The organism is Micromonospora sp. NBRC 110037 (assembly GCF_001652995.1).
Classification (GTDB): Bacteria; Actinomycetota; Actinomycetes; order Mycobacteriales; family Micromonosporaceae; genus Micromonospora; species Micromonospora chalcea.
The window spans coordinates 132,991-158,303 of record NZ_BBVA01000006.1; the positions used below are offsets into that span (position 1 = coordinate 132,991).

Annotated in this window: 25 protein-coding genes; 19 read left to right on the plus strand and 6 right to left on the minus strand. The window is 71.8% G+C overall.

Annotation, left to right across the window (positions count from 1 at the left end; translation table 11 throughout):
• The first annotated feature begins 19 nt into the window (after positions 1 to 19).
• From A4R25_RS19055 to A4R25_RS19065, 3 genes are all read left to right on the plus strand, one after another.
• Positions 20 to 961 (plus strand): YhjD/YihY/BrkB family envelope integrity protein, encoded by a 942-nt coding sequence (locus A4R25_RS19055; protein ID WP_043326794.1) that lies wholly within the window; start codon positions 20 to 22, stop codon positions 959 to 961.
• The gene (locus A4R25_RS19060) at positions 958 to 1,332 is read left to right on the plus strand and encodes a GntR family transcriptional regulator (RefSeq protein WP_043326793.1); all 375 of its coding nucleotides are present in this window, start codon (positions 958 to 960) and stop codon (positions 1,330 to 1,332) included. Before A4R25_RS19055 ends, A4R25_RS19060 begins: the two co-directional genes overlap by 4 nt.
• Positions 1,333 to 1,405: 73 nt before the next feature.
• Positions 1,406 to 1,849, plus strand: coding sequence for a hypothetical protein (locus A4R25_RS19065; RefSeq protein WP_043326791.1), 444 nt, complete (start codon positions 1,406 to 1,408; stop codon positions 1,847 to 1,849).
• A 6-nt stretch (positions 1,850 to 1,855) separates the two neighbouring features.
• Here A4R25_RS19065 and A4R25_RS19070 read toward each other — a convergent pair whose 3' ends face one another.
• The 3 genes from A4R25_RS19070 to A4R25_RS19080 form a co-directional block, all read right to left on the minus strand.
• Positions 1,856 to 2,218, minus strand: coding sequence for a VOC family protein (locus A4R25_RS19070; RefSeq protein ID WP_043326789.1), 363 nt, complete (start codon positions 2,216 to 2,218; stop codon positions 1,856 to 1,858).
• A 162-nt stretch (positions 2,219 to 2,380) separates the two neighbouring features.
• A complete protein-coding gene (locus tag A4R25_RS19075) occupies positions 2,381 to 4,015 on the minus strand; it encodes a glycoside hydrolase family 13 protein (protein ID WP_064447615.1) in 1,635 nt (544 codons plus the stop codon).
• Between the two features lie 279 nt (positions 4,016 to 4,294).
• Positions 4,295 to 5,374 (minus strand): LacI family DNA-binding transcriptional regulator, encoded by a 1,080-nt coding sequence (locus tag A4R25_RS19080; protein WP_043326785.1) that lies wholly within the window; start codon positions 5,372 to 5,374, stop codon positions 4,295 to 4,297.
• A 199-nt stretch (positions 5,375 to 5,573) separates the two neighbouring features.
• Here A4R25_RS19080 and A4R25_RS19085 point away from each other — a divergent pair, with 199 nt between their 5' ends.
• The 12 genes from A4R25_RS19085 (at position 5,574) to A4R25_RS19140 (ending at position 20,593) form a co-directional block, all read left to right on the plus strand.
• Positions 5,574 to 6,827 carry a maltose ABC transporter substrate-binding protein gene (locus A4R25_RS19085; RefSeq protein WP_064447616.1) on the plus strand — a complete coding sequence of 418 codons (1,254 nt, stop codon included), beginning with the start codon at positions 5,574 to 5,576 and terminating at the stop codon, positions 6,825 to 6,827.
• Positions 6,827 to 8,470 carry an ABC transporter permease subunit gene (locus A4R25_RS19090; protein WP_043326781.1) on the plus strand — a complete coding sequence of 548 codons (1,644 nt, stop codon included), beginning with the start codon at positions 6,827 to 6,829 and terminating at the stop codon, positions 8,468 to 8,470. The genes A4R25_RS19085 and A4R25_RS19090 overlap by 1 nt, the downstream gene beginning before the upstream one ends.
• Entirely contained in the window at positions 8,467 to 9,366 is a 900-nt protein-coding gene (locus A4R25_RS19095) for a sugar ABC transporter permease (RefSeq protein ID WP_043326779.1), read from the plus strand. Before A4R25_RS19090 ends, A4R25_RS19095 begins: the two co-directional genes overlap by 4 nt.
• Positions 9,367 to 9,508: 142 nt before the next feature.
• Positions 9,509 to 11,320, plus strand: coding sequence for a glycoside hydrolase family 13 protein (locus A4R25_RS19100; protein WP_064447617.1), 1,812 nt, complete (start codon positions 9,509 to 9,511; stop codon positions 11,318 to 11,320).
• Positions 11,321 to 11,486: 166 nt separating this feature from the next.
• Entirely contained in the window at positions 11,487 to 11,828 is a 342-nt protein-coding gene (locus A4R25_RS19105; RefSeq protein WP_043330653.1) for a hypothetical protein, read from the plus strand.
• A 277-nt stretch (positions 11,829 to 12,105) separates the two neighbouring features.
• Positions 12,106 to 13,176, plus strand: coding sequence for a BMP family protein (locus tag A4R25_RS19110; protein WP_043326775.1), 1,071 nt, complete (start codon positions 12,106 to 12,108; stop codon positions 13,174 to 13,176).
• A 122-nt stretch (positions 13,177 to 13,298) separates the two neighbouring features.
• The gene (locus A4R25_RS19115; RefSeq protein WP_064447618.1) at positions 13,299 to 14,954 is read left to right on the plus strand and encodes an ABC transporter ATP-binding protein; all 1,656 of its coding nucleotides are present in this window, start codon (positions 13,299 to 13,301) and stop codon (positions 14,952 to 14,954) included.
• 173 nt (positions 14,955 to 15,127) lie between these two features.
• On the plus strand, positions 15,128 to 16,315 hold the full coding sequence (locus A4R25_RS19120) for an ABC transporter permease (protein ID WP_373888011.1): 1,188 nt from the start codon (positions 15,128 to 15,130) through the stop codon (positions 16,313 to 16,315).
• Between the two features lie 2 nt (positions 16,316 to 16,317).
• Positions 16,318 to 17,598: an ABC transporter permease gene (locus tag A4R25_RS19125; protein WP_043326769.1), complete on the plus strand. Its 1,281-nt coding sequence runs from the start codon at positions 16,318 to 16,320 to the stop codon at positions 17,596 to 17,598.
• Between the two features lie 103 nt (positions 17,599 to 17,701).
• Positions 17,702 to 18,403 (plus strand): cytidine deaminase, encoded by a 702-nt coding sequence (locus A4R25_RS19130; protein ID WP_043330652.1) that lies wholly within the window; start codon positions 17,702 to 17,704, stop codon positions 18,401 to 18,403.
• Positions 18,404 to 18,543: 140 nt separating this feature from the next.
• On the plus strand, positions 18,544 to 19,824 hold the full coding sequence (locus tag A4R25_RS19135; protein ID WP_043326767.1) for a thymidine phosphorylase: 1,281 nt from the start codon (positions 18,544 to 18,546) through the stop codon (positions 19,822 to 19,824).
• Between the two features lie 88 nt (positions 19,825 to 19,912).
• Positions 19,913 to 20,593 carry a DUF4272 domain-containing protein gene (locus A4R25_RS19140; protein WP_043326765.1) on the plus strand — a complete coding sequence of 227 codons (681 nt, stop codon included), beginning with the start codon at positions 19,913 to 19,915 and terminating at the stop codon, positions 20,591 to 20,593.
• 6 nt (positions 20,594 to 20,599) lie between these two features.
• Here A4R25_RS19140 and A4R25_RS19145 read toward each other — a convergent pair whose 3' ends face one another.
• On the minus strand, positions 20,600 to 21,451 hold the full coding sequence (locus A4R25_RS19145; protein ID WP_064447620.1) for a putative RNA methyltransferase: 852 nt from the start codon (positions 21,449 to 21,451) through the stop codon (positions 20,600 to 20,602).
• 3 nt (positions 21,452 to 21,454) lie between these two features.
• Positions 21,455 to 21,940 (minus strand): MarR family winged helix-turn-helix transcriptional regulator, encoded by a 486-nt coding sequence (locus A4R25_RS19150; protein WP_043326762.1) that lies wholly within the window; start codon positions 21,938 to 21,940, stop codon positions 21,455 to 21,457.
• A gap of 57 nt (positions 21,941 to 21,997) precedes the next feature.
• Here A4R25_RS19150 and A4R25_RS19155 point away from each other — a divergent pair, with 57 nt between their 5' ends.
• The 4 genes from A4R25_RS19155 to A4R25_RS19170 are packed head-to-tail and all read left to right on the plus strand — an operon-like array spanning position 21,998 to position 24,719.
• On the plus strand, positions 21,998 to 22,624 hold the full coding sequence (locus tag A4R25_RS19155; protein WP_064447621.1) for a YitT family protein: 627 nt from the start codon (positions 21,998 to 22,000) through the stop codon (positions 22,622 to 22,624).
• Positions 22,612 to 23,181: an NADPH-dependent FMN reductase gene (locus A4R25_RS19160; protein WP_064447622.1), complete on the plus strand. Its 570-nt coding sequence runs from the start codon at positions 22,612 to 22,614 to the stop codon at positions 23,179 to 23,181. The genes A4R25_RS19155 and A4R25_RS19160 overlap by 13 nt, the downstream gene beginning before the upstream one ends.
• Positions 23,178 to 23,591, plus strand: a complete 414-nt coding sequence (locus A4R25_RS19165) for a PPOX class F420-dependent oxidoreductase (RefSeq protein ID WP_064447623.1) — start codon at positions 23,178 to 23,180, stop codon at positions 23,589 to 23,591. The genes A4R25_RS19160 and A4R25_RS19165 overlap by 4 nt, the downstream gene beginning before the upstream one ends.
• Before the next feature lie 51 nt (positions 23,592 to 23,642).
• Positions 23,643 to 24,719, plus strand: coding sequence for an adenosine deaminase (locus A4R25_RS19170; protein WP_043326756.1), 1,077 nt, complete (start codon positions 23,643 to 23,645; stop codon positions 24,717 to 24,719).
• Here A4R25_RS19170 and A4R25_RS31870 read toward each other — a convergent pair whose 3' ends face one another.
• Positions 24,720 to 25,058 (minus strand): hypothetical protein, encoded by a 339-nt coding sequence (locus A4R25_RS31870; RefSeq protein WP_223201242.1) that lies wholly within the window; start codon positions 25,056 to 25,058, stop codon positions 24,720 to 24,722.
• Positions 25,059 to 25,313: the final 255 nt, after the last annotated feature.

The window sequence follows — 25,313 nt, forward strand, 5'->3', positions numbered from 1 at the left end:
GATCAGCGAGGATGACGGGGTGAACGTCTTCGGCCGGATCGAGGCGGCGGTCGGGCGCCGCATCGACGCGGCCCGGGGCCGGTCGTCGGTCTTCGACCACGTGTGGCGGGCCGGGACGCTCTACGCCGACCTGCTCGCCGGGCGGCTCGCCGCCGCCATCGCGTACTACGGCTTCTTCGCCGTGTTCGCGCTCGCGCTCGTCGCGTACTGGGTGTTCGGCGCGGTGCTGCGCGACAACGAGGAGGTCAGCCGCGCGGCCGCCCACTTCCTCGAAGAGAACCTGCCCTTTCTCGACCCGGCGCAGATCGCCGAGAGCAGCAACACCGTCGGCGTGGTCGGCCTGGTCATCCTGGTGTTCACCGGCATCGGCTGGGTGGAGGCGATCCGCTCCTCGCAGCGGCTGATGTACGGCTTCAACCAGCAGCCCGGCAACCTGGTGATGCGGCGGCTGGTCGACCTGGGCGTGCTGGTCGCGGTCTTCGTGCTGCTGTTCGTCTCGGTCGCCGCCGTGGACGCGCTGGAGTCGCTGCTGCGTTTCCTGCTGCGCAGCACCGGCTCGGTGGGCCTGACCACGGTCAGCGCGGTGCTGAGCGTGCTCGTCAACGCCGTGCTGGCCGCCGCGCTGCTGCTCGCAGTGCCCCGGCTGCGGATGAGCCGGCGCCGGCTGCGACCGGCGGTGCTCGCCGTCGCGATCGGCATCACCCTGCTCAACACGGTGGGGCGTTACTACGTGGTACGCACCGAGCGGAACCCGGCGTACACGGTGGTCGCCACCGCCGTGGGCCTGCTGCTCTACCTCTACCTGCTCAACCAGTTGGTGCTCTTCGGCGCGGCGCTCGCCGCCACCAGCCCGTACGGCCGGGTGGTGGACCTGGCCGAGGGCGGCGCCCGGGAGGTGGACGTGGAGGCGGACGTGCTCGACGAGGAAACCGAACCGGGAACGCCGGGAGGGGCGGGATGAGCGCGCGGATCCGGATCGACGCGGCGTCGGCGGTGCCGCCGTACGAGCAGGTGCGCGCGCAGTTCGCGGCGCGGATCGGCGACGGGCGGCTGCCGGTGGGGACCCGGCTGCCCGCGGTCCGGCAGCTCGCGGCGGACCTGGGGCTGGCGGTGAACACGGTGGCGCGGGCCTACCGGGAGCTGGAGGCCGCCGGGCTGGTCCAGACGCGCGGCCGGCACGGCACGGTGGTCGCGCCGGGGCGGGACGACGCCGTCGACCGGTTGCAGCAGGCCGCCGCCGGGTACGCCGCCGAGGCGCGCCGCCTGGGCGTCCCGCCGGAGCGGGCGGTCGCCCTGGTCCGCGCGGCGCTGGACGCCGGCACGCGTGGCTGAGCGTGGTCCCCTGAGCGGGGAGAGTCGAGCCGATGCGTTCCCCGGGCGGATCCCGTCCGACGATGATGGGCCGGTGGGCGCACTCGTGACACTCGACCTGCCGGACGACTCGCCGATGCTCGGCCTGCCGTGGATCATCACGTTCGGCCCGCTCGGCGCGGACGACGAGTGGGAGCCGGTGGTCTGCGGCCCGTACGAGCGGGCGCACGCGCTGGCGCTGGCCGAGGCGGTGGTGGCCGAGGAGCAGTTGATGGCGGTGGTGGAGCCGCTGCTGCCCGCGCTCACGCCGGAGGAGATCCGGGGTGAGATCGCCGCCGCGCAGATCGCCGCCGAGGACGAGGCGGCCGAGATCGACCAGGCTGACCTGTACGGCGACTTCGAGGACGTCATCGACGAGGAGCTGGAACGGGCCGCCGAGCGCGAGCCGGAGCCCGAGCCGGCGAAGGCGCCCGACCGGGAGGAGATCCGGGCCGGGTTCGCCCGGATCGCCGCGCTGCTCACCGCCAAGGGCGGCTGAGGACGCTCAGCGCGGCGGCCCGTCGAGCACGCAGAACTCGTTGTCCTCCGGGTCGACGAGCACCACGAAGCCCTCCGCGCCGGTCTGCCCGACGTCGGCGCGCCGGGCGCCGAGCCCGATCAGTCGCTCGACCTCCGCCGTCTGCCCCTCGTCGGCGACCAGGTCCAGGTGGAGCCGGTTCTTGCCGCGCTTCGGGGTGCCGCTGCCCTGCAACCAGACGGTCGGGCCGGGCCGGCCGGGCGGCGGGTAGAGCTTCGCGTTGCCGTCGTCGCCCTGCGAGACGGTGTAGCCGAGGGCGGCGGACCAGAACCGGGCCATCCGGTCCAGGTCGCTGACATCGAGGGTGTACTGCGCCACGCGTGCGGTCATCCCCTGGTGGTACCCCGGGCTGCCGGGATGGACACCGGCCCCCCGGGAGCGGACTCCCGAGGGGCCGGGACCACCTCACCCCCCACCACAAGGGGTCGGCAGCCCAGCCGCCCGTCGGCGCGGAGCACAACGGACGGCCAGGTCGTTGGCGGGTTACCCGGCTCAGCGCCGTTCGAACCACGCAGCCGCGTCCACCGGCAGGACGTGCCCGTCGCCCCGCTCGGTGAGGTCGGCGCTCGCGACGAGCGGGCGGCCGTGGCCGCTCACCGTCACGTCGGCGCCGCTGATGTTGACCACACAGGTCAGCTCGACGTCCGCGGCGGCGCGGCGGAACGCGAGTACGCCGGGCTCGGTCTCCAGCCAGGTGATGCCGCCGACCCCGGCGAGCGCCGGGTGCTCGTGCCGGATCCGCAGCGCGGTCCGGTACAGCTCCAGCGTCGAGCCGGGCGCACCGGCCTGGGCGGCCACCGACAGCTCCCGCCAGGTCGCCGGCGCCGGCAGCCAGCTCAGCTCGCTGCCGTCGGGCCCGAAGCCGTACGGGGGCAGGTCGCCGCCCCACGGGATCGGCACCCGGCAGCCGTCGCGGCTCTCCCCGGTACGCCGGAACGCCGGGTCCTGGCGCAGCTCGTCGGGGAGGTCCAGCACCTCCGGCAGGCCCAGTTCCTCGCCCTGGTAGACGTACGCGCAGCCGGGCAGCGCGAACATCAGCAGCGCGGCGGCGCGGGCGCGGCGCAGGCCGACCTCGCCGTCGCCGTACCGGGTGACGTGCCGCTGCCGGTCGTGGTTGGACAGCACCCAGGTGGTCGGCGCGCCCACGATCGTGGACTCGGCCAGCGCCGTGTCGATCACCTTGCGGAACGAGTCGGCCGACCAGGTGGCGTCGAGGAAGTCGAAGCTGAACGCCTGGTGCAGCTCGTCCGGGCCGATGTAACGGGCCAGCCGCTGCGGGGTCTCGGCCCACGCCTCGGCCACCGCCATCCGGCCGCCCGGGTAGCTGTCCAGGATCGGCCGCCAGGCGCGGTAGATGTCGTGCACCTCGTCCTGGTCGAAGTACGGCAGCCGGCCCTTGCCCAGCAGCTCGGACTGGCGCCGGCCGGTGGTCATCGAGTTGAAACCGACGTCCGGCAGGCCCTCGGCCTTGATCATTCCGTGGGCCACGTCGATCCGGAAGCCGTCCACGCCCCGGTCCAGCCAGAAGCGCAGGACGTCCTCGAACTCGGCCCGCACCTCGGGGTGACGCCAGTTCAGGTCGGGCTGGGCCGGGTCGAACAGGTGCAGGTACCACTGGCCGTCGACCACGCGCGTCCAGGCCGGGCCGCCGAAGATGCTCTCCCAGTCGTTCGGGGGCAGCTCGCCCTGCTCGCCCTTGCCGTCGGCGAACAGGTAGCGCTCACGCTCCGGCGAACCGGGGCCGGCGGCGAGCGCGGCGGCGAACCACGGGTGCGCGCTGGAGGTGTGGTTGGGCACCATGTCGACGATGATCCGCAGGCCGAGCGCGTGCGCGTCGGTGATCATCTCGTCGAAGTCGGTCAGGTTGCCGAACAGCGGGTCGACGTCGCGGTAGTCGGCCACGTCGTAGCCGGCGTCGACCTGCGGCGAGGTGTAGAACGGCGTCAGCCAGAGCGCGTCCACGCCGAGGTCGCGCAGGTAGGGAAGGCGCTGCCGGATGCCCTGGAGGTCACCGACCCCGTCGGCGTTCGCGTCGGCGAAGCTGCGGACGTACACCTGGTAGACGACCGCGGACCGCCACCAGTCGTCGTCGGCGGTCCGTGGCGTGGGGGTGGTGGCGGAGGTCATCGCTGTCGATTCCCGTTCTGTGGTGGCGCAGGGTGTCAGAGCAGAATGCCGCCACAGCCCTGCAAGAGTCAAGCATTCCTTGCGCAAGAAATGACAGCCATCACCCGCGCCGACCCTGCCCCCGTCTCCCGAATCCCGGGACGCCCACCCACCCCCACTACCGCCGATCCGGTCGATCATGAGGTTGACGGCAGTCTCTGCCCGCTTTGTCCCCGCCAACTTCATGATCGCCGCGCCCTGAGCCGGGGCTGGAGGGAAGGGGGAGGGGAGTGCGGGGCGTCAGGCGGGGATGGGGAGGGAAGGGGAGGACGGGCTGGCGGGGCGCTGGCGCTTCGGGGGGTCGGCGGGGCGGGTCACCGCGGTCGAGCCGCGTACCACCAGCTCGGGCCGGAACAGGTACTCGGAGTTCGGGGAGGGGTGGCCGTTGATCTCGTCGACCAGGGCCCGCACCGCCGCCACCGCCATGGCGGCCACCGGCTGGCGCACTGTGGTCAGCGGCGGGTCGGTGAACGCCATCAGCGGGGAGTCGTCGTACCCGACCACGGAGACGTCGTCGGGCACCGACAGCCCGCGCTGGCGGGCGGCCCGGATCGCGCCGAGCGCCATCAGATCCGAGCCGCAGACCAGTCCGGTCACGCCGCGTTCGATGAGCCGGCCGGCGGCGGCCTCGCCGCCCTCGACGCCGAACAGCGACAGCTCGGTCAGCTCGGTCAGCTCGTCGGAGGTGATGTCGGTGAGGCGCCCCATCGCGGCCTTGTAGCCGGCGACCTTGCGCTGCACCGGCACGAACCGGTCCGGGCCGGTGATCAGGCCGATCCGGCGGTGCCCGAGCGCGACCAGGTGGGCGACCGCCAGTTCGGCGGACTCCCGGTCGTCGCAGGAGACGAACGGCGCGGGGATGCCCGGCGCGTACCCGTTGATCATGACGATCGGCAGCGGCCGGGCCAGCAGCGTGCGGTAGCGGTCGTGGTCCGCGGCGGTGTCGGCGTGCAGGCCGGAGACGAAGACGATGCCGGAGACCTGCCGGTCCAGCAGCATCTCCACGTACTCGTCCTCGCGGACGCCGCCCGGGGTCTGCGTGCAGAGCACCGGTGTGTAGCCGGTGGGGGCGAGCGCGGACTCGATGATCTGGGCGAACGCCGGGAAGATCGGATTGTCCAGCTCCGGCACGACCAGGCCGACCAGCCCGGCGCTGCGCTTGCGCAACCGGGCCGGACGTTCGTACCCGAGCACATCGAGGGCGGTGAGGACGGCCTGCCGGGTCTCGGGGGCCACGCCGGGGCGGTCGTTGAGCACCCGCGACACCGTGGCCTCGCTGACTTCGGCCTGTTGGGCGATGTCGGACAGTCGAGCGCGCATGTGCGGCACTTTAGCCCAACGGCAAAGTCTTGCGTACACTTCTGCAAGCCCTTCCATTCTCTGCAACCTCTTGCTAACGTCCCCGCAACATGCGAGAGCAGCGGCGCAGCACCCCTGTGCCGGTCAGCAAGAAATTTCAGAGGTTTCCACTGGCGGGCCGCCCTTCCCCCGGCGGGCCGCCATGACGACAGGAGTACCGATGCGCATCCGTACCGCGGGTGTGGTCGCCGTCCTCGGCCTGGCGCTCGCCGCCTCCGGCTGTGGTGACAGCGGCAGCGACGACAAGCCGGCCGCCGGCGAGTCCGCCAAGGCGGCCGGCGGCAAGCTGGTCATCTGGGCCGACGACAAGCGCACGGCCGCCCTCAAGCCGTTCGCCGAGGAGTTCGGCAAGGAGAACGGCGTGACCGTCGAGGTCCAGGCCGTCTCCAAGGACCTGCAGACCAACTTCGTCACCGCCTCGCAGCAGGGCAGCGGCCCGGACGTCGTGGTCGGCGCGCACGACTGGATCGGCAACCTGGTCCAGAACGGCGCCATCGACCCGGTGCAGCTCCCGGCCGAGCAGAAGAGCGGCTTCAACGAGACCGCGATCAAGGCCGTCACGTTCAACGGCCAGCTCTACGGCGTGCCCTACGCCACCGAGAACGTCGCGCTGATCCGCAACACCGAGCTGGCCCCCGAGGCGCCGAAGACGATCGAGGACCTGGTCGCCACCGGCAAGAAGCTCAAGGCCGAGAAGAAGGCCAGCGAGATCCTGTGCCTGCAGTCCGGCCAGAACGGCGACGCCTACCACATCTACCCGCTCTACACCTCCGGCGGCGGCTACCTGTTCGGCACCACGGCGAACGGCGACTACGACCCGAAGGACCTGGGCGTGGGCAAGCCGGAGTCGATCGCTGCCTTCCAGAAGATCGCCAAGCTGGGTGAGAAGGGCGAGGGTGCGCTGAAGCGCTCCATCACCGGCGAGAACTCCATCGCCACCTTCACCGGCAAGAAGTGCGCGTTCCTGGTCTCCGGCCCGTGGGCAGTGGCCGACGCCAAGAAGGCCAACATCTCCTACGACATCTCCCCGGTCCCCGGCTTCGCCGGTGGCCAGGAGGCCCAGCCGTTCGTCGGCGTCCAGGCGTTCTACGTGGCCGCCAAGGGCAAGAACAAGGCCCTGGCCCAGGAGTTCGTCACCAACTACGTGACCAAGCCCGAGCTGGCCGTCGCGCTGTACAAGGCCGAGCCGCGCCCGCCGGCGCTGACCGCCGCCTTCGACCAGGTCAAGGGCGAGGACCCGGACCTGGCCAAGTTCTCCGAGGCCGGCAAGAACGGCCAGGTGCTCCCGGCGATCCCGGCCATGGCCGCGATCTGGGACCCGTTCGGCAAGGCGGAGGCCGCCATCATCGGCGGCGCCGACCCGGCCAAGACGATCACGGCCGCCGGCAAGACCATCCAGGGTCAGATCAAGTAATGAGCGCGCCGCTGTCCGGCCCGGGGTCTGCACCGCAGGCCCCGGGCCGGGAGCCCGCACGCCCCGGGCTCCCGCGCACGTCCCGTACCGCGCGGCAACACGCGCCGATCACCGCGACCGGCCTCGTCGTCAAGGTGGTCCTGCTCGGCCTGGTGGCCGGGATCGCGATCTGGGCGGCCTTCCCGCTCATCGAGGCCGAACACTGGATCGGGCTGGGCATCCTGGTGGCCACCACCGCCGGCCTGTTCTACCTCTACCTGAGCCGCCGGCACATTCCGGCCAAGTACCTGGTCCCCGGCACGCTCTTCCTGATCGCCTTCCAGGTCTTCCCGGTGCTCTACACCGCGAGCACCGCGTTCACGAACTTCGGCGACGGCCACCGCGGCAGCAAGGACGACGCGATCGTCGCCGTGCAGACCTCCTCGGTGAAGCAGGTCCCCGGCTCGACCGAGTACAACCTCACCATCGCCACGAAGGGCGACCCGGCGAGCGGCCCCCTGGTCTTCCTGCTCAGCGACCCGAAGACCAAGGACGTCTTCGCCGGCGACGCGGACGGGCTGCGCAAGCTGGACGCCGCCGACGTCGAGGTGAGCAGCCTCAGCGGCAAGATCACCGCCGCGGACGGCTACACCCTGCTGAACATCGGGCAGGCCAGCAGCCGCAGCGACGCCGTCACCGCGCTCATCGTGCCCACCGACGAGGGCGCCATCCGCTCCAACGGCCTCACCCGGGCCTACGAGGGCAAGGCGATCCGGGCGTACGACGCCGGCTGCGACTGCGTCAAGGACAGCGAGACGGGCAAGACGTGGACCGCCGACGAGGAGTCCGGCTCCTTCGTCGCCGCCGACGGCGAGCGTCTCGCCCAGGGCTGGAAGGTCGACGTCGGGCTGAAGAACTTCAGCACCGTCCTCACCGACCCGAACATCTCCGGCCCGTTCTTCGGCACGCTGGCCTGGAACTTCGCGTTCGCGATCGGCTCCACCGGCCTGACGTTCCTGCTCGGCATGGCCATCGCGCTCGCGCTGCACTCACCCCGGATGCGGGGTACCAACTTCTACCGGGTGCTGCTGATCCTGCCGTACGCCATGCCGTCGTTCGCGATGCTGCTGATCTGGCGGGACATGTTCAACACCGACTTCGGCCTGCTCAACAACCTGTTCGGGCTGGACGTCGACTGGTTCGGCGGCAACTGGTCGGCCCGGATCGCGGTGCTGCTGGTGCAGCTCTGGCTCGGCTACCCGTACATGTTCCTGGTGGCCACCGGCGCGTTGCAGGCCATTCCGCGGGAGCTGACCGAGGCGACCTCGGTCGACGGCGCGTCGCCCTGGCAGTCGTTCCGGTCGGTCACCCTGCCGCTGCTGCTGGTGGCGCTCTCGCCGCTGCTGATCGCGTCGTTCGCGTACAACTTCAACAACGTCAACGCGATCCTGTTCACCACCGAGGGCGGCCCGTTCGCGCCGGACAACCCGACGAACGGCGCCACCGACCTGCTGATCACCTACACGTACCGGCTCGCGTTCGGCGCGCAGGGCGCCGAGTTCGGCCTGGCCGCCACCGTCTCGATCTTCATCTTCGCGATCGTGGCGACGGTGTCGGCGATCAGCTTCCGGCGGACCCGTAAGCAGGAGGAGGTGTACTCGTGACCACAATCGCGCGGAAGCCCACGGCCACCCGCACGCCGGCCCGCCGCTCGCGTGGACGCTGGTTCGCGCAGGTCGGCTGGCGGCACGTGGTGGGCGTGCTGGCGGTGGCGTTCAGCCTCTTCCCGATCCTGTTCGTGATCTCGGCGGCGCTCAACCCGCTCGGCACGCTCTCCTCCACCGAGCTGCTGCCGACCGGCGCGTCGCTGGAGAACTTCACGAACCTGTTCGACCGGACCGCGTTCGGCCACTGGTTCCTCAACTCGCTGCTGCTGGCGGGCGTGGCCAGCTTCGCGTCGATCTTCCTGTCGTCGCTCGCGGCGTACGCGTTCTCCCGGATGCGCTTCGCCGGGCGCCGGGTCGGCCTGCTCGCGCTGCTGCTGATCCAGATGTTCCCGCAGTTCCTGGCGATCGTGGCGATCTTCCTGATCTTCACCACGCTCACCGACCTCTACCCGGCGATCGGGTTCAACACCCCGTGGGGCCTGTTCCTGCTCTACATGGGTGGCGCGCTCGGCGCGAACACCTGGCTGATGAAGGGCTTCTTCGACACGCTGCCGAAGGAGCTGGACGAGTCGGCGACCATGGACGGCGCGTCGCACGTGCAGGTCTTCTTCCGGATCATGCTGCCGCTGGTGGCGCCGATCCTCGCGGTGACCGGCCTGCTCGCCTTCATCGGATCGATCAACGAGTTCATCATCGCCAACGTGTTCCTCACCGAACCCGAGGCGAAGACGCTCGCGGTCGGCATGTACGGCCTGGTGGCCGGCGAGCGCAACAACAACTTCGGGATGTTCGCGGCGGGCACCCTGCTCACCGCGATCCCGACGGTGCTGGTGTTCCAACTGCTCCAGCGCTACATCGTCTCCGGACTCACCTCCGGAGCGGTAAAGGGCTGAGCCTCCTCGGCTCACGCTGCGGCAAGGGCGTCGTGTCGGCGTACACCGGAGCGGTTCTCGAGCGGACCGCCGCGGTCGGGTGAAACCGACCGCGGCGGGTGCCCGCCCCTCTCCCTGTCGGTACGACGCGAAAGGCAGCACCATGTCCCTTCAGCCGCACCACGACGGCTCCGCCACCTACGTCCCGGAGCAGGAGCCCGCGCTCGGGCAGACCGTCCCCGTCTTCGTCCGGGTGCCGGCCGGATCCGGCGTCTCCCAGGTGCACGTGCGCACCACCGGCGACGGCGAGCCGCGCTTCGCCGAGGCGCGGGTCGACCGCACCGACGACGGCGACGTGTGGTGGCGGGCCGACGTCGAGGTCCGCAACCCGGTCAGCAACTACCGCTTCCTGCTCGACGGCGAACGCGGCGCCCGCTGGCTCAACGCCGCCGGCCTGGCCGGGCACGACGTGCCGGACAACGGCGACTTCAAGCTGGTCAGCTACGCCCCGCCGCCGGCCTGGGCCCGGGACGCGGTGATCTACCAGATCTTCCCGGACCGGTTCGCCCGCTCGGCCGCCGCCGACGGCCGGACCGTGCCGGACTGGGCCATCCCGTGTGACTGGGACACCCCGGTCGTCGGCCGCGGCCCGGAGACGCCCCGCCAGTTCTACGGCGGTGACCTCGACGGCGTCACCGAACACCTGGACCACCTGGACCGGCTCGGCGTCAACACCGTCTACCTGACGCCGGTGTTCCCGGCGCGCTCCAACCACAGGTACGACGCGTCGAGCTTCGACACCGTCGACCCGCTGCTCGGCGGCGACGCGGCGCTGGCCCGGCTCGCCGACGCGGTGCACGCCCGGGGCTGGCGGCTGCTCGGCGACATCACCAGCAACCACACCGGCGACGCCCACGACTGGTTCACCGCCGCCGTCTCCGACGTCAACGCGCCGGAACGCGAGCTGTACTACTTCGACCTGCCCGGCTCGGACTACGAGTCGTGGAACGGGGTGAAGTCGCTGCCGAAGCTGAACTGGGGCAGCGCCGAACTGCGCCGCCGGTTCGCCACCGCCGAGGACTCGCTGCTGCGCCGCTGGCTGCGCCCGCCGTACGGGCTGGACGGCTGGCGGGTCGACGTGGCGAACATGACCGGGCGGCGGGGCGCTGACGCGTACACCCACGAGGTGGCGCGGCTGCTGCGCGAGGTGGTGGCCGAAACCCGGCCGGACGGGCTGCTGCTCGCCGAGCACGGCCACGACCACACCGGTGACCTGGACCGCGACGGCTGGCACGGGACGATGAACTACGTCGGCTTCACCGACCCGGTCTGGTCCTGGCTGCGCCACGGCGACGACCCGGTGCCGAACTTCCTCGGCACCCCGGGCGGGGTACGGCGGCGCGACGCGGGCGCGGTGCTCGCCACCATGAACACGTACCGGTCGTTGGTGTCGTGGCGCTCGTACACGCACTCGTGGCAGCTGCTCGGCTCGCACGACTCGGCCCGGATCCGCACCGTGGTCGGCGACGCGGCCCGGCAGGAGGTGGCGGCCGGACTGCTCGCCACCATGCCCGGCACGCCCGTGGTCTTCGCCGGGGACGAGCTGGGCCTGACCGGCACCAACGGGGAGGGCTCGCGTACCCCGATGCCGTGGCACCGGCGCCAGAGCTGGGACCGGCGCACGTTCGAGGCGTACCGGTCGTTGCTGACGCTGCGCCGCGACGAGCCGGCGCTGCGGCACGGCGGCCTGCGCTGGGTGTACGCGGACGCGGACACGCTCGTCTTCCTGCGCGAGGCGCCCACGTCGACGGTGCTGGTGCTGGCGAGACGTGCCCCCGGCACCCCGGTCCACCTGGCCGGCGTGGGCGCCGCAGACAACGTCTACGGCAACGCCCCAGCTCTCCACCCCGACGCCGACGGCACGGTGACCCTCCCCGCCGAGGGCCCCACGTTCCAGGTCTGGCGCCTCCGCTGACCCCACGCCCCGCCCCGTCGATCTTGCGGTTTCGGCCCGTGCCGTGCGGCTTTCGCACCGTATGCCGGGGCGGTAACTGCAAGATCGCGGGGGAGGGGTCACGGTATGACGGCAGGTCGGCCGGGTCATTACTACAAAGCGTCGTTGATGGGGGAGGATGGGCCGCGTGGAAGCTCTTCGACTGATTCTTCTCTACGTCCATCTGATCGGTTTCGCGCTGCTGCTCGGCGGCGCGATCGCCCAGTACGTCTCCGGCAAGCTGCGCATCAACGCGGCCATGCTCTGGGGCGCGATCATCCAGATCCTCACCGGCATCGGGCTGTCCGCCCCGCTGCGGGACGGGGACGAGCCGGCCCCGGCGAAACTTGTTACCAAGTTGGTGCTCGCGCTGCTCATCTTCGTCATGGTCTTCTTCTCCCGTAAGCGGGAGACCGTCAACCGCGGCCACTTCCTCGCGATCGTCGGGTTGACGCTGGTCAACGCTGCCGTCGCGGTGTTCTGGCGTTAGTTCGCCGCCAGTCGGGGAAGCTGCGGGAAACGGACGTTCGCGACACCATCGCGCACGCCCACCGGCCGGATAAGTGACCTGCCCCACCCAAGGGTTACACCGGGGTAACGGACGCTCAACAGTCGTGCACGATTGTCGGCCGGTGGGTGGGCGCGGGCGTACGCTCCCGTCCGTAACGTGGGACGCCGGCCGCACATCGCAGGCCGGCGCAAGGGCTGCGCACCGCGCACAACGCGGTGTGCAAGGGGAAGGAGACGTCTTGCGCTCTGTGCGTGGGATGCGGATTGCCTCCGTCATTGCGGCGGGTGGACTCGTGCTGGGCGCTGCCGCGTGTGGTGAGGCTCCGGACGACGACAACAACGCCGGCGGCGACGGCGGCAAGAAGTTCAGCGCCTGCATGGTGACCGACGTCGGCGGCGTCGACGACAAGTCCTTCAACGCCTCGGCCTGGAAGGGCCTGCAGGAGGCGAAGAAGGAGAACGACAAGATCGACATCAAGTACGTCCAGTCGAAGGCCGAGGCGGACTACGAGGTCAACCTGACCGGGTTCGTCAACCAGAAGTGCGACTTCATCCTGGCCGTCGGTGGCCTGATGTCGGACGCCACCAAGGCGGCGGCTGAGAAGAACCCGAACCAGCAGTTCGCGATCGTCGACGCCAACCCGGGTGTGTCGAACGTCTACCCGATGCAGTTCGACACCGCGCAGGCCGGGTTCCAGGCCGGCTACCTGGCCGCCGGGATGAGCAAGTCCGGCAAGGTCGGCACCTACGGCGGCCTGCCGATCCCGCCGGTCACCATCTTCATGGACGGCTTCGCCGACGGCGTGGCGTACTTCAACAAGGCCAAGAGCAAGAACGTCCAGGTGCTGGGCTGGGACAAGGCCACCCAGAAGGGCTCCTTCGCCAACTCGTTCGAGAAGCAGGACGAGGGCAAGAAGGTCTCCGACGCGCTCGTCGCGCAGGGCGCCGACATCGTGATGCCGGTCGCCGGTGGCGCCGGTCTCGGCACCACCTCCGCGGCCAAGGCCTCGGGCGGCAAGTACTCGGTCGTCTGGGTGGACATCGACGGCTGCGAGAGCACCCCGGACTGCTCGGCGATCCTGACCACCGTCGTCAAGAACATCCCGGACGCCGTCAAGGAGGCCGCGCTGAAGGCCGCCAGTGGCGAGAAGCTCCAGGCCACGCCGGGCTTCGTGGGCACGCTCGCCAACAACGGCGTCTCGATCGCCCCGTACCACGACTTCGACAGCAAGGTCCCGGCGGACCTGAAGGCCGAGGTCGACAAGATCAAGGCGGACATCGCCGCCGGCACCATCACCGTCACCTCGAAGGCCCAGCCGACCAAGTGACGGTCCCGCCGGCCGCCGCGGTGCGATCATCGGCAGCGGGGGCCGGCGGCCACCAGGTTTGACGATCCGGCCGTCCCGGCGCAACGGGGAAGGTACCCCGAGCGCCGGGGCGGCCGATCAGCTTGACTCCCCCCGACATCCCCACCCGGCGTGGTGGCGGCGCGGCAGGTCGCTACGCTGCACCATCGCTCGCACTCCAGGAGGTTGCGCTGAGACTCGAACTGCGCGGCATCACCAAACGGTTCGGTGATCTGGTCGCCAACGACCACATCGACCTGACGGTGGAGCCTGGAGAGATCCACGCCCTGCTCGGCGAGAACGGCGCCGGCAAGTCGACCCTGATGAACGTGCTCTACGGCCTCTACCAGCCGGACGAGGGCGAGATCCTGGTCGACGGCAAGCCGCTGAAGCTGAAGGGCCCGTCGGACGCGATCGCCGCCGGGATCGGCATGGTGCACCAGCACTTCATGCTGGTGCCGGTCTTCACCGTGGCGGAGAACGTGATGCTCGGCGCCGAGCAGGTCCGGGGGCCGTTCGCCGGCATCCTCGACCGGCGACGGGCCCGCCGCGAGGTCGCCGAGGTGTCCGAGCGGTACAACCTGCGGGTCGACCCGGACGCGGTGATCGAGGACCTGCCGGTCGGCATCCAGCAGCGGGTGGAGATCGTCAAGGCCCTCACCCGCGACGTCGACCTGCTGATCCTCGACGAGCCGACCGCCGTGCTCACCCCGCAGGAGACCGAGGAACTGCTCACGGTCATGCGGTCGCTCAAGGCCGCCGGCAAGTCGATCGTGTTCATCACCCACAAGCTTGGCGAGGTGAAGGCCATCGCCGACCGGATCACGGTGATCCGGCGCGGGAAGACGGTCGGCACCGCCGAGCCGAGCGCCAGCCGGGACGAACTGGCCGCGCTGATGGTGGGCCGCAGCGTCCGGCTGACCGTGGACAAGAAGCCGGCCACCCCCGGCAAGCCGGTCCTGGAGGTCTCCGGCCTGGTCGTGGACGACGACCGGCAGGTACGCGCTGTCGACGGCGTCGACCTGACCGTGCACGCCGGTGAGGTGCTCGGCGTCGCGGGCGTGCAGGGCAACGGCCAGACCGAGCTGATCGAGGCGATCATGGGCCTGCGCCCGGTGCTCGCCGGCACGATCAGCCTGGACGGCGAGCCGACGTCCGGCTGGTCGACCAAGAAGGTGCTCCACGCCGGCGTCGGCTACGTGCCGGAGGACCGCAGCGTGGACGGCCTGGTCAAGGAGTTCTCCGTGGCGGAGAACCTGGTGCTGGACATCTACGACCGGCCGCCCTTCGGCAAGGGCCTGTCGCTGAAGCCCGAGGCCATCGCGAAGTCGGCCCGGGAGCGGATCGAGCAGTTCGACGTCCGTACCTCCTCGGCCGACGCCGCGGTCGGCACGCTCTCCGGCGGCAACCAGCAGAAGGTGATCGTGGCCCGGGAGCTGTCCCGGCCGCTGAAGCTCTTCATCGCGGCCCAGCCCACCCGGGGCGTGGACGTCGGCTCGATCGAGTTCATCCACAGCCGGGTCATCCGCGAGCGGGACATCGGCACCGCGGTGATGGTGGTCTCCAGCGAACTGGACGAGGTGATCGGCCTGGCCGACCGGATCGCGGTCATGTACCGCGGCCGGATCATCGGCATCGTCGGCCCGGACACCCCGCGCGAGGAGATCGGCCTGCTGATGGCCGGCATCACCCCGGACGCCGCCACCCCGGACGCCGCCACCGCGACCGAGGGCGGCCCTGGCAACGAGGACGAGGCATGACCAACCCGAACCCCGTCTCGGGCTCGCCGGACAAGGAACCGGCGACCGAGGCGCAGGAGTCGCTGAGCGAGGCCCGGGCGACGCCGACGCAGCCGGCCGGTGACACCGAGCAGACGGTGCCCGCGACCGCGACCGCGAAGAGGCCGGACCCGGCCGGGGAGTCCCGTCCCGGCATGGGCCGGATGTTCCTGGACAACCTCTGGGCCGCAAACACGGTCACCGTGACGGTGCTCGCGGTGCTGCTGGCCATGGTGGTCGGCGCGGTGCTGATCATCGTGTCCGACCCGGAGGTGCTGGCCACCTACAGCTACATCACGGCTCGCCCCACGGACGCGCTGAACGCCAGCTGGACTGTGGTCAGCGAGGCGTACGCGAACCTGTTCAAGGGCGCGATCTTCGACCCGGACGCGGTCGGCTTCACCGCCGTCATGAGCCCGATCTCGGAGACGCTCACCTACGCCGCGCCGCTCGTCTTCACCGGCCTGTCGGTGGCGCTGGCCTTCCGCGGCGGCCTGTTCAACATCGGCGCCCAGGGCCAGGCGACGATCGCCGTCATCCTGGCCGCCGTGGCCGGCTTCGCGCTGCCGCTGCCGCCCGTCGTGCACCTGCTGGTGGCGCTGATCGCCGGCGCGCTCGGCGGCGCGCTCTGGGGTTTCATCCCCGGCATCCTCAAGGCCCGGGCCGGCGCGCACGAGGTGATCAACACGATCATGCTCAACTACGTGGCGGTCTACTTCCTGTCCTGGATCATCGTGCAGAACGGGGTGCAGAACCCGAACCGGGCGGACGCGATCAGCAAGCCGGTCGAGTCCTCCGCGCAGCTGCCCCGCCTGCTCGGCGACGACCTGCGGGTGCACGCCGGCATCCTGCTCGCGGTGGCGGCCACCTGGTTCATCGCCTGGCTGCTCAACCGCTCCACGCTCGGCTTCGAGCTGCGGGCGGTGGGCGCGAACCCGGACGCGGCCCGCACCGCCGGCATCAGCGTGACCAAGACGTACGTGCTGGTGATGGTGCTCGCGGGCATGCTGGCCGGGCTGGGCGGCTCGACCATGGTGCTCGGCACCACCGCTACCGCGCTGACCCCGCTGGTGATCGCGCAGATCGGCTTCGACGGCATCCTGGTCGCGCTGCTCGGGCGCGTGAAGCCGTGGGGCGTGCTGCTGGCCGCGCTGCTGTTCGGCGCGCTCCAGGCCGGTGGCAACCGGATGCAGTCGTACTCCGGCATCTCGCTGGAACTGGTCACCGTGCTCCAGGCGCTCATCGTCATCTTCATCGCCGCGCCTGCCCTGGTGAAGACGATCTTCCAGCTCCGGGCGGCCCGCGCCGCCCGGTTGCAGACGAGCCTCGCGAAGGGCTGGTGAGCATGTCCACCACCGCTGTCCCCGAGGTCGCCGTTACCGCGGTCGACGAGGGTTTCTGGACCCGTAACCGGAAGATCGGCGTGGTCCTGCTGGCGCTCGGCGTGCTCGCGGCGGTGCTGTTCGGCGCGCTCGCGACCGACCAGCACGCCCGGTTCACGCTCAGCGAGACCGAGGGCGGCGCCGCCCTGGAGATCAACGGTACGGTCGGCGCGATCCTGTTCGGGCTGATCACCGCCGCGGCCGGAGGCGCGCTGCTGGCCGGTGTGCCGAAGCGCTGGTTCGCGCTGCTGCTCGGCGCCGGGCTGGTCGCCTTCGTGCTGAGCTTCCTGTGCTGGCAGGTCTCCGCCGCGCCCGAGGGCCGCAACTTCATGCCGCTGGTGAACGTCGTGCGCGGCACGTTCATCCTGGCCCTGCCGCTGATCTTCGGCGCGCTCGCCGGTGTGCTCTGCGAGCGCTCCGGCGTGGTGAACGTGGCGATCGAGGGCCAGCTCCTGATGGGCGCGTTCTCCGGCGCGCTGTTCGGCAGCATGTCCGGCAGCGTCTGGGTCGGCCTGGTGGCCGCCGCCATCGGCGGCGCGTTCATCTCGTTCCTGCTGGCCGTGTTCTCCATCCGCTACCTGGTCGACCAGGTGGTCATGGGCATCGTGCTCAACCTGCTCGCGGTCGGCATCACCGGCTTCCTCTACGAGCGGCTGATGCAGACCGACGCGGCGAAGTACAACAGCGCGCCCCGGTTCGGCAACTGGGAGATCCCGCTGCTGTCCGACATCCCGCTGATCGGTCCGGCGCTGTTCCGGGGCAACATCTTCCTCTACCTCGGCCTGCTGCTGGTGCTGGTCATCCACCTGGCGCTGTTCCGTACCCGGTGGGGCCTGCGGACCCGCTCGGTCGGCGAGCACCCGACCGCCGCCGACACGCTGGGCGTGAAGGTGCTGCGGCTGCGCTACCGCAACGTGATCCTGGCCGGTCTGGTGGCCGGTGTCGGCGGCGCCTCGTACACGCTGGCGCTCTACTCGTTCACCAAGAACATGATCGGCGGTAAGGGCTTCATCGCCCTGGCCGCGCTGATCTTCGGCCGGTGGAGCCCGACCGGCGCGCTGCTCGCGGCGCTCTTCTTCGGCTTCGCCGACCAGCTCGCCACCTACCTGGGCGCTATCGGCAGCAGCATCCCGAGCCAGTTCCTGGCGATGCTGCCGTACCTGGCGACGATCCTGGCCGTGGCCGGGCTGGTCGGCAAGGTCCGGGCGCCGGCCGCCGACGGCAAGCCGTACATCAAGGGCTGACCGCCCGCCGCGACACCGTGCCCGGCGGGGCGACCCGCCGGGCATCGTCGTCTCCGGCCGCGCCGCGACCGATCGGCGCAAATTGGGCAGAATGGGAGTCGTGATGGAGATCGACTGGGAGCGGCTGCGGGCCGCCGCCACCGAGGTCATGCGGCACGCCTACGTGCCGTACTCGAAGTTCCCGGTGGGCGCCGCCGCGCTCGTCGACGACGGCCGCGTCGTGGTCGGCTGCAACGTGGAGAACGCCGGATACGGTGTGACGCTCTGCGCCGAGTGCGGCGTGGTGTCGCAGCTGCACGCGACCGGCGGGGGCCGGATCGTGGCGCTGTCCTGCGTCGACGCCACCGGCGAGCCGCTGATGCCGTGCGGCAGGTGCCGGCAGTTGCTGTGGGAGCAGGGCGGGCCGGAGTGCCTGGTCGAGTCGAAGGGCGGGCCGCTGCGGATGGCCGAGCTGCTGCCGCACGCCTTCGACGTGGCCGACATCGAGGCGGTGACCGGCGAGCACCCGGTGCCGGTGGTGCCGGACCGGCTGGCCGCCTGGCGGGGCCGGGGCACCGTGTTCGTGCACCCCGACCTCTCGGCCGGACAGCAGGTTTGGACGGCGTACTGGGAGCGGTCCTCCGGCGGCGCCGAGGACGCCGAGACCGGCGTGCTGGAGGAGGGCTCGACCTGGGACGACCCGGCGAGCGCGATCGAGTGGGGGTTGGCGCGTACGCCGCGCGTGGTGGTGGTGGATGCTTCGGGCACTGTCTTCTGGGCCGGTGAGGGTGAGCCTCCGTCGGAGATTCCGGTTCGTTGGGGTTGAGCTGGGGGAATCGGGCCGAGGGTGCCCGGCTCCGGGCGGTCAGGCTTGATCCCTCCGCCGGTCACCCTCGGCCCGATTCCTCGACGGTCACCGTTCGCTGGTGGGTGCGACCAAGCGCGATTACTGATTGGATCTTGTAAGTGAGTGCTTTTACGGCGGTTGACGTCATTCGGGCCAAGCGGGACGGGGGTGTGCTGAGCGAGGGGCAGATCGACTGGGTGGTCGACGCGTACACGAAGGGTCTGGTCGCCGACGAGCAGATGTCCGCGCTGGCCATGGCGATCCTGCTGCGCGGCATGACCGCGCCGGAGATCGCCCGGTGGACCGCCGCCATGATCGCCAGCGGCGAGCGGCTCGACCTGTCGCCGGTGGCCCGCCCGACAGTGGACAAGCACTCCACCGGCGGTGTCGGCGACAAGATCACCCTGCCGCTGACCCCGCTGGTCGCCGCCTGCGGCGCGGCCGTCCCGCAACTGTCCGGCCGGGGCCTGGGCCACACCGGCGGCACGCTGGACAAGCTGGAGTCGATCCCGGGCTGGCGGGCGGCGCTCACGAACGACGAGTTCATCGCGCAGCTCCGCGACGTGGGCGCGGTGATCTGCGCGGCCGGCGACGGGCTCGCCCCGGCCGACCGCAAGCTGTACGCGCTGCGCGACGTCACCGGCACCGTCGAGGCGATCCCGCTGATCGCCAGCTCGATCATGAGCAAGAAGATCGCCGAGGGCACGGGCGCGCTGGTGCTCGACGTGAAGGTCGGCTCCGGCGCGTTCATGAAGAACGCCGACGACGCCCGCGAGCTGGCCCGCACCATGGTCGAGCTGGGCGGCGCGCACGGCGTACGGACCGTCGCCCTGCTCACCGACATGTCCACGCCGCTCGGCCTGGCCGTCGGCAACGCGGTCGAGGTGACCGAGTCGGTGGAGGTGCTGGCCGGTGGCGGCCCGGCCGACGTGGTGGAGCTGACGCTGGCGCTGGCCCGGGAGATGCTCCACGCGGCCGGGCTGCCCGACGCCGACCCGGAGGCGGCGCTGCGCGACGGCCGGGCGATGGACGCCTGGCGGACGATGATCCGGGCGCAGGGCGGCGACCCGGACGCGCCGATGCCCACCGCGAACGAGGTCGAGGTGGTCACCGCGGCCGAGGACGGCTGGGTCGCGGAGCTGGACGCGTACGCGATCGGGGTGGCCGCCTGGCGGCTCGGCGCGGGCCGGGCCCGCAAGGAGGACCCGGTGAGCATCCCGTCCGGCGTGGTGCTGCACAAGCGACGGGGTGACCGGGTACGTGTCGGCGACCCGTTGTTCGAGCTGCGCGCCGAGCACGCCGAGCGGATCCCGGCCGCGCTGGCCGAGGCGCGCGAGGCGGTGCGGATCGCGCCGGACGCGCCGGAGGCGACGCCGCTCGTCATCGAGCGGATCGGCTGAGGGCCATGGTGCCGGGCCGGTCGGAGTCGCTATCCTCCCAGGCCAGGGGGGACCGACCGGCGAGGACCCGAACAGACAGGGACTGACCGTGCGCGTATCCGCCCCCGACCCCCGGGCCGTCCGGGAGGCGAGCCTGGACGAGCTGTCCCGGCTGGGCCTGCCGCTGCCCCCGCCGCAGTTCCCGCTGGTCTGGGAGCCGGGCGACGAGATCGAGCTGCGTCCGACGCCGGAGGTCGAGGCCCGGATCGCGGTGCTGCACGTGATCCTGGCCCGCTGCTTCGGCATGCCCGCGCAGGCGGCGATGAGCTGGCTGCTGGAGTCGCACCTGGTCGATTCGGTGACGCCGCCGGAGTGGCAGTTCGTGATGGGCGGCCGGGGTGACCACAGGTCGTTCGTGCTGCACCACGACGCGCTGTTCTCGCTGGCCTGGGTGCTCGGGCTGGCCAAGGAGCTGGACCCGACGGTGCCGGTGGACGAGCGGCTGGTCGAGCGGATGCCGAACCTGGTGGCGGGGGAGACGTTCGCCCAGTGGCAGGCCCGGATCCTGGCCGCGCCGCAGCACCCCGGGGACGCCGCCGCGCTGCTCGACCTGCACTACTGCCTGGACTGGGCGTACCTGGAGACGGAGAAGGCCGGCGGCGCGCTGCCGGGCCTGGTGGACGCCAACGCGATCGGTCAGCGCCGGTGGGCGCTGGAGTGGGCGGTGGTGCTGCGCGGGCCGTACCACGACGAGCCGCCGGGCTGGGAAGAGGTCGACCTCTCCACCTGAGCCGGGTCAGCGCGGGCGGTGCACGCCGAGCCGGACCGAGAGCGTGACCGGGACCGGCTCGGGCAGCGCGGCGACGCGCGCGGCGAGCCGTTCCGGTTCGGCGTGCCAGGCGCTCGGTCCCATCCCGACGAGCGTGGTGACCTCGGCGCGGGTCAGCGCGAGGCGGGCCCGGTGCCCGGTCGCGGACTCCTCGGCGAAGTGGGCGCCGAGGCTGCCCGCGACCCGGTCGGCTTTGGCCGGGTCCACCCGCAGCAGGTCCAGCGCCTCGACCAGTTCGGCCAGGTGGTCGGCGGCCGGGGTGACGACGAGCAACGCGCCGCCGGGGTCGAGCACCCGGTGGAACTCCGGGCCGTTGCGCGGCGCGAACACGTTCAGCAGCACGGCCACCGACCGGTCGGCCAGCGGCAGGCGCTGCCAGGTGTCGGCGAGCGCGGCGGCGGCCCGCGGGTGGGCGCGGGCCGCGCGGCGCAGCGCCGGCTTGGAGACGTCCAGGGCCAGGCCGGCGGCCTCCGGCAGCGCCGCCAGCACCGCCGCGAGGTAATGCCCGGTCCCGGCGCCGGGCTCGACCACCAGGGGGTACGGGTCGACGCCCGCGACGCGTACCGCTGTGGTCGCGAGCGCGGCGGCGACGGCGTCGTAGTGGCCGGCGGCGAGGAAGTCGGCGCGGGCGGCGACCATCTCGGCGCTGTCCCCGGTGTGCGGGGAGCGGCCGGCGAGCAGGTTGACGTACCCCTGCCGGGCGGTGTCGAAGCTGTGCCCGCGGGGGCAGCGCAGGGCGCGGGTGGTGCCGGCGGTGGCGGCGGTCAGCGGTTCGGCGCAGACCGGGCAGCGCAGCCGGGCGAGGATGCGGTCGTCCACGCCTCAGTCCTTCGCTTCCGGGCGGCCGGTGGGGCGGCCGGTGAGGTGGTCGACCACCCGGTGGCTGAGCGTGCCGAGCGCGGCCAGCTCCGCCGGGGTGAGCAGGTCGATCAGGTGCCGGCGTACGGCGGCGACGTGCCCGGGCGCGGCGGCTTCGACGGCCTGGCGCCCGGCCGGGGTGAGCGTGACGACCGAGCCGCGGCCGTCGGTGGCGCACTCCTCCCGGGTGACCAGGCCCCGCTGCTGCATCCGGGAGATGTGGTGGGACAGGCGGCTGCGGGACCAGAGCATGCGGTCGGCCAGCTCGCTGAGCCGCAGCCGCTGCTCCGGGGTCTCGGACAGGTCGCTCAGGACGTCGTAGTCCGGCTCGGAGAGGCCGGCGTCCTGCATCAGTTCCCGGGCCAGTTCCAGGTCGAGCAGGCGGCGCATGCGGCGGTAGCCGCGCCACGCGCGGTCCTCCTGCTCGTCCAGCCAACGCGGTTCGTCCACGGACCGATCCTACCGGTGTTGTTGACATGTCACCAAGTTGCGGTCTAGCTTGATGACATGTCAACCAAACTGCCGTCGCGGCTGGTGCGGCTGTTCGCCGGCCTGGCCCTGTTCGGCGTCAGCGTCGCGCTGATGGTCCGCGCCGACCTCGGGCTCGCGTCCTGGGACGTGCTGCACCAGGGGCTCGCCGAGCGCACCGGCCTGCCGATGGGCGTGCTGGTCAACGGTGTGGCGCTGCTGGTGCTGCTGCTGTGGATCCCGCTGCGGCAGCGCCCGGGCGTCGGCACCGTGGCGAACGTCGCGCTCGTCGGCCTGGCCCTCGACGCGACGCTGGCGCTCCTGCCGCCGGTCGCCCCGCTCGCCGGCCGGATCGGTCTGCTGGTCGCGGGCGTCCTGCTCAACGGCCTCGCCACCGCGCTCTACCTCGGCGCCCGCCTCGGCCCCGGCCCGCGGGACGGGCTGATGACCGGCCTGGCCGCGCGCGGCCTGCCGCTCGGCCCGGCCCGCACCGCGATCGAGGTGACGGTGCTGGCCGTCGGCTGGCTGCTCGGCGGCGCCGTCGGCCCCGGCACCCTGCTCTACGCGATCGGCATCGGGCCGATCGTCGCCTGGCTCGTTCCCCGGCTCACCGCGCCGGCCCCGGCCGCCGCCCCGACAGGAGTGACCTCACCATGCCCCGCCTGAACGTCGTCGTCGCCAGCACCCGCCCCGGCCGGGTCGGCCGTCGCATCGGTGACTGGTTCACCGCCGCCGCCGTCCGCCACGCCGGCTTCGACGAGGTGCGCCTGCTCGACCTGGCCGAGGTCGGGCTGCCCTTCCACGACGAGCCGCACCACCCGTCCGAGCGGAACTACGTGCACGAGCACACCCGCGCCTGGAGCGCCGAGATCGACGCCGGGGACGCCTTCGTGCTGGTGATGCCGGAGTACAACTACGGCTTCAGCGCGCCGCTGAAGAACGCGATCGACTACCTCTACCACGAGTGGCAGCACAAGCCGGTGGGCTTCGTCAGCTACGGCATGACCTCCGGGGGCCTGCGCGCGGTGCAGATGATCAAGCAGGTGGTGACCACGCTGAACATGACCCCGGTCAACGACCAGGTGGTCGTCTTCCTCCGGCAGTCGCTGGACGAGTCGGGCGAGCTGCGACCCGACCCCGGCCGCGAGGAGGCCGCCGCGCTGATGCTGGATCAGCTCGCCCGGCTGGCCGCCGCGCTCGCCCCGCTGCGGGTGACCGCATGAGCGCCCGGCTGTGGGAGCTGTTCGGCGAGCGCGGGCGCGGGGTGCTCGTCACCCTGCGCCGCGACGGCCGGCCCCAGCTGTCCAACCTCGACTACCTGGCCGAGCCCGGCCTGATCCGCTGCTCCACCACCGACGGCCGGGCGAAGGTGCGCAACCTGCGCCGCGATCCCCGGGCCAGCTTCCACGTGACCACCACCGACGGCGGGGCGTACGCGGTGGCCGAGGGCGCCGTGACGCTCACCCCGCCGGCCGCCGCCATCGACGACGCGACGGTCGACGAGCTGGTCGAGGTGTACCGGCGCATCCGCGGCGAGCACCCGGACTGGGCCGAGTACCGGGACGCCATGGTGGCCGACGGGCGGGTGGTCCTGCGGCTGGCGGTGGAGCGGGTGTACGGCTGGCGGCCCTGAACCGGCCCGGTCCACCGTCGCGCCCGTACCGGGGGTGACTAGGGTCGGAGCATGGTCGCAATCTCGTACGAGGACATCGTCAAGGTCCCGAAGGCGCTGCTGCACGATCACCTCGACGGCGGCCTGCGGCCCGCGACGATCGTCGAGCTGGCCGCCGAGGTCGGCCACGAACTGCCCACCACCGACCCGGCGGCGCTCGGCGTCTGGTTCACCGAGGCGGCGAACTCCGGCTCGCTGGAGCGCTACCTGGAGACGTTCGCGCACACGGTGGCGGTCATGCAGACCGCCGGCGCGTTGCGCCGGGTCGCCCGCGAGTGCGCGCTGGACCTGGCCGCCGACGGCGTGGTCTACGCCGAGGTGCGGTTCGCCCCGGAACAGCACCTGGAGCAGAACCTGACGCTGGACGAGGTGGTCGACGCGGTGGTCACCGGGTTCCGGGAGGGCAGCGCGCTGGCCGCCGAGGCGGGCACCCCGATCCGGATCGGCACGCTGCTCACCGCGATGCGGCACGCCGCCCGGTCGCAGGAGATCGCCGAGCTGGCCGTGCGGCACCGCGACACCGGGGTGGTCGGCTTCGACATCGCCGGCGCCGAGGCGGGCTTCCCGCCCACCCGGCACCTGGACGCGTTCGAGTACCTCCAGCGGGAGAACTTCCACTTCACCATCCACGCCGGTGAGGCGTTCGGCCTGCCGTCCATCTGGCAGGCGATCCAGTGGTGCGGCGCCGACCGGCTCGGCCACGGCGTACGCATCGTCGACGACATCACCCCCGGCAACCCGCCGGTGCTGGGCCGGCTGGCCGCGTACGTGCGGGACAAGCGCATCCCGCTGGAGCTGTGCCCGTCGTCGAACGTGCAGACCGGTGCCGCGGCCTCGATCGCCGACCACCCGATCGGGCTGCTGCGCGACCTGCGGTTCCGGGTGACTGTGAACACCGACAACCGGCTGATGAGCGGCACCTCGATGTCGCGGGAGATGGCGCTGCTGGTGGAGGCCTTCGGCTACGGCTGGAAGGAACTCCAGTGGTTCACCATCAACGCGATGAAGAGCGCGTTCATCCCGTTCGACGAGCGGCTGCGGATCATCGACGAGGTGATCAAGCCGGCGTACGCCGAGCTGATCGGCTGATCACGACTGGCGGGGGTGGCCGGAGAGCAGCGCGGCCACCCCGCGCAGCACCTGACCGGCCCGGGCCGCCTCGGCACCGAGCCCGGTCTGCCGGCGCAGCACGGCCGGCTCGGCACGCAGCAGCGCGACCCCGCGCCGGAGCAGCACCCGGGGCGCCTTGCGCTGCTCGGCGAGGTCCCGGGCGAGGCGGCGCAGGAACGTCGCGCCGCGTGGGCGGCGCAGCGCGTACGCGCCGGCGAGCACGCCCTGCCGGCGGCACTCGGCCACGATCTCGGCGGCGAAGATCCCCTCGGCGACAAAGATTGGCGATCCGTCGATGTCGAATGGCCGGGTGGCCACCCTGCGGTCCGCGCCGATCGCATAAACCGGCACTTCGGCCTTGCCCTCCCGAGCCAGTCGGGTGATTGTTTGCACCGCCATGTCCGCATCCCAGGACAGTGGGGACTCCCAATCCACCTGTCCGTTCCGACGCGGACACGTAGGGTCGTCGCCGTCCTTGTAGAAGTCGTCCAGGCAGAGCACCGGAAGTCCGGTTCGCTGCGCTATGTATGACTTTCCTGACCCGGAGGGGCCAGCGAGCAGGACAACGCGATG

What these genes read in the sequence shown, in the direction of transcription:
- A4R25_RS19060 (WP_043326793.1), top strand. Translation starts at nt 958, where the DNA reads ATGAGCGCGCGGATCCGGATCGACGCGGCGTCGGCGGTGCCGCCGTAC.
- A4R25_RS19070 (WP_043326789.1), bottom strand. Translation starts at nt 2,218, where the DNA reads ATGACCGCACGCGTGGCGCAGTACACCCTCGATGTCAGCGACCTGGAC.
- A4R25_RS19075 (WP_064447615.1), bottom strand. Translation starts at nt 4,015, where the DNA reads ATGACCTCCGCCACCACCCCCACGCCACGGACCGCCGACGACGACTGG.
- A4R25_RS19080 (WP_043326785.1), bottom strand. Translation starts at nt 5,374, where the DNA reads ATGCGCGCTCGACTGTCCGACATCGCCCAACAGGCCGAAGTCAGCGAG.
- A4R25_RS19085 (WP_064447616.1), top strand. Translation starts at nt 5,574, where the DNA reads ATGCGCATCCGTACCGCGGGTGTGGTCGCCGTCCTCGGCCTGGCGCTC.
- A4R25_RS19090 (WP_043326781.1), top strand. Translation starts at nt 6,827, where the DNA reads ATGAGCGCGCCGCTGTCCGGCCCGGGGTCTGCACCGCAGGCCCCGGGC.
- A4R25_RS19100 (WP_064447617.1), top strand. Translation starts at nt 9,509, where the DNA reads ATGTCCCTTCAGCCGCACCACGACGGCTCCGCCACCTACGTCCCGGAG.
- A4R25_RS19110 (WP_043326775.1), top strand. Translation starts at nt 12,106, where the DNA reads ATGCGGATTGCCTCCGTCATTGCGGCGGGTGGACTCGTGCTGGGCGCT.
- A4R25_RS19120 (WP_373888011.1), top strand. Translation starts at nt 15,128, where the DNA reads ATGGGCCGGATGTTCCTGGACAACCTCTGGGCCGCAAACACGGTCACC.
- A4R25_RS19125 (WP_043326769.1), top strand. Translation starts at nt 16,318, where the DNA reads ATGTCCACCACCGCTGTCCCCGAGGTCGCCGTTACCGCGGTCGACGAG.
- A4R25_RS19130 (WP_043330652.1), top strand. Translation starts at nt 17,702, where the DNA reads ATGGAGATCGACTGGGAGCGGCTGCGGGCCGCCGCCACCGAGGTCATG.
- A4R25_RS19155 (WP_064447621.1), top strand. Translation starts at nt 21,998, where the DNA reads ATGTCAACCAAACTGCCGTCGCGGCTGGTGCGGCTGTTCGCCGGCCTG.
- A4R25_RS19160 (WP_064447622.1), top strand. Translation starts at nt 22,612, where the DNA reads ATGCCCCGCCTGAACGTCGTCGTCGCCAGCACCCGCCCCGGCCGGGTC.
- A4R25_RS19165 (WP_064447623.1), top strand. Translation starts at nt 23,178, where the DNA reads ATGAGCGCCCGGCTGTGGGAGCTGTTCGGCGAGCGCGGGCGCGGGGTG.
- A4R25_RS19170 (WP_043326756.1), top strand. Translation starts at nt 23,643, where the DNA reads ATGGTCGCAATCTCGTACGAGGACATCGTCAAGGTCCCGAAGGCGCTG.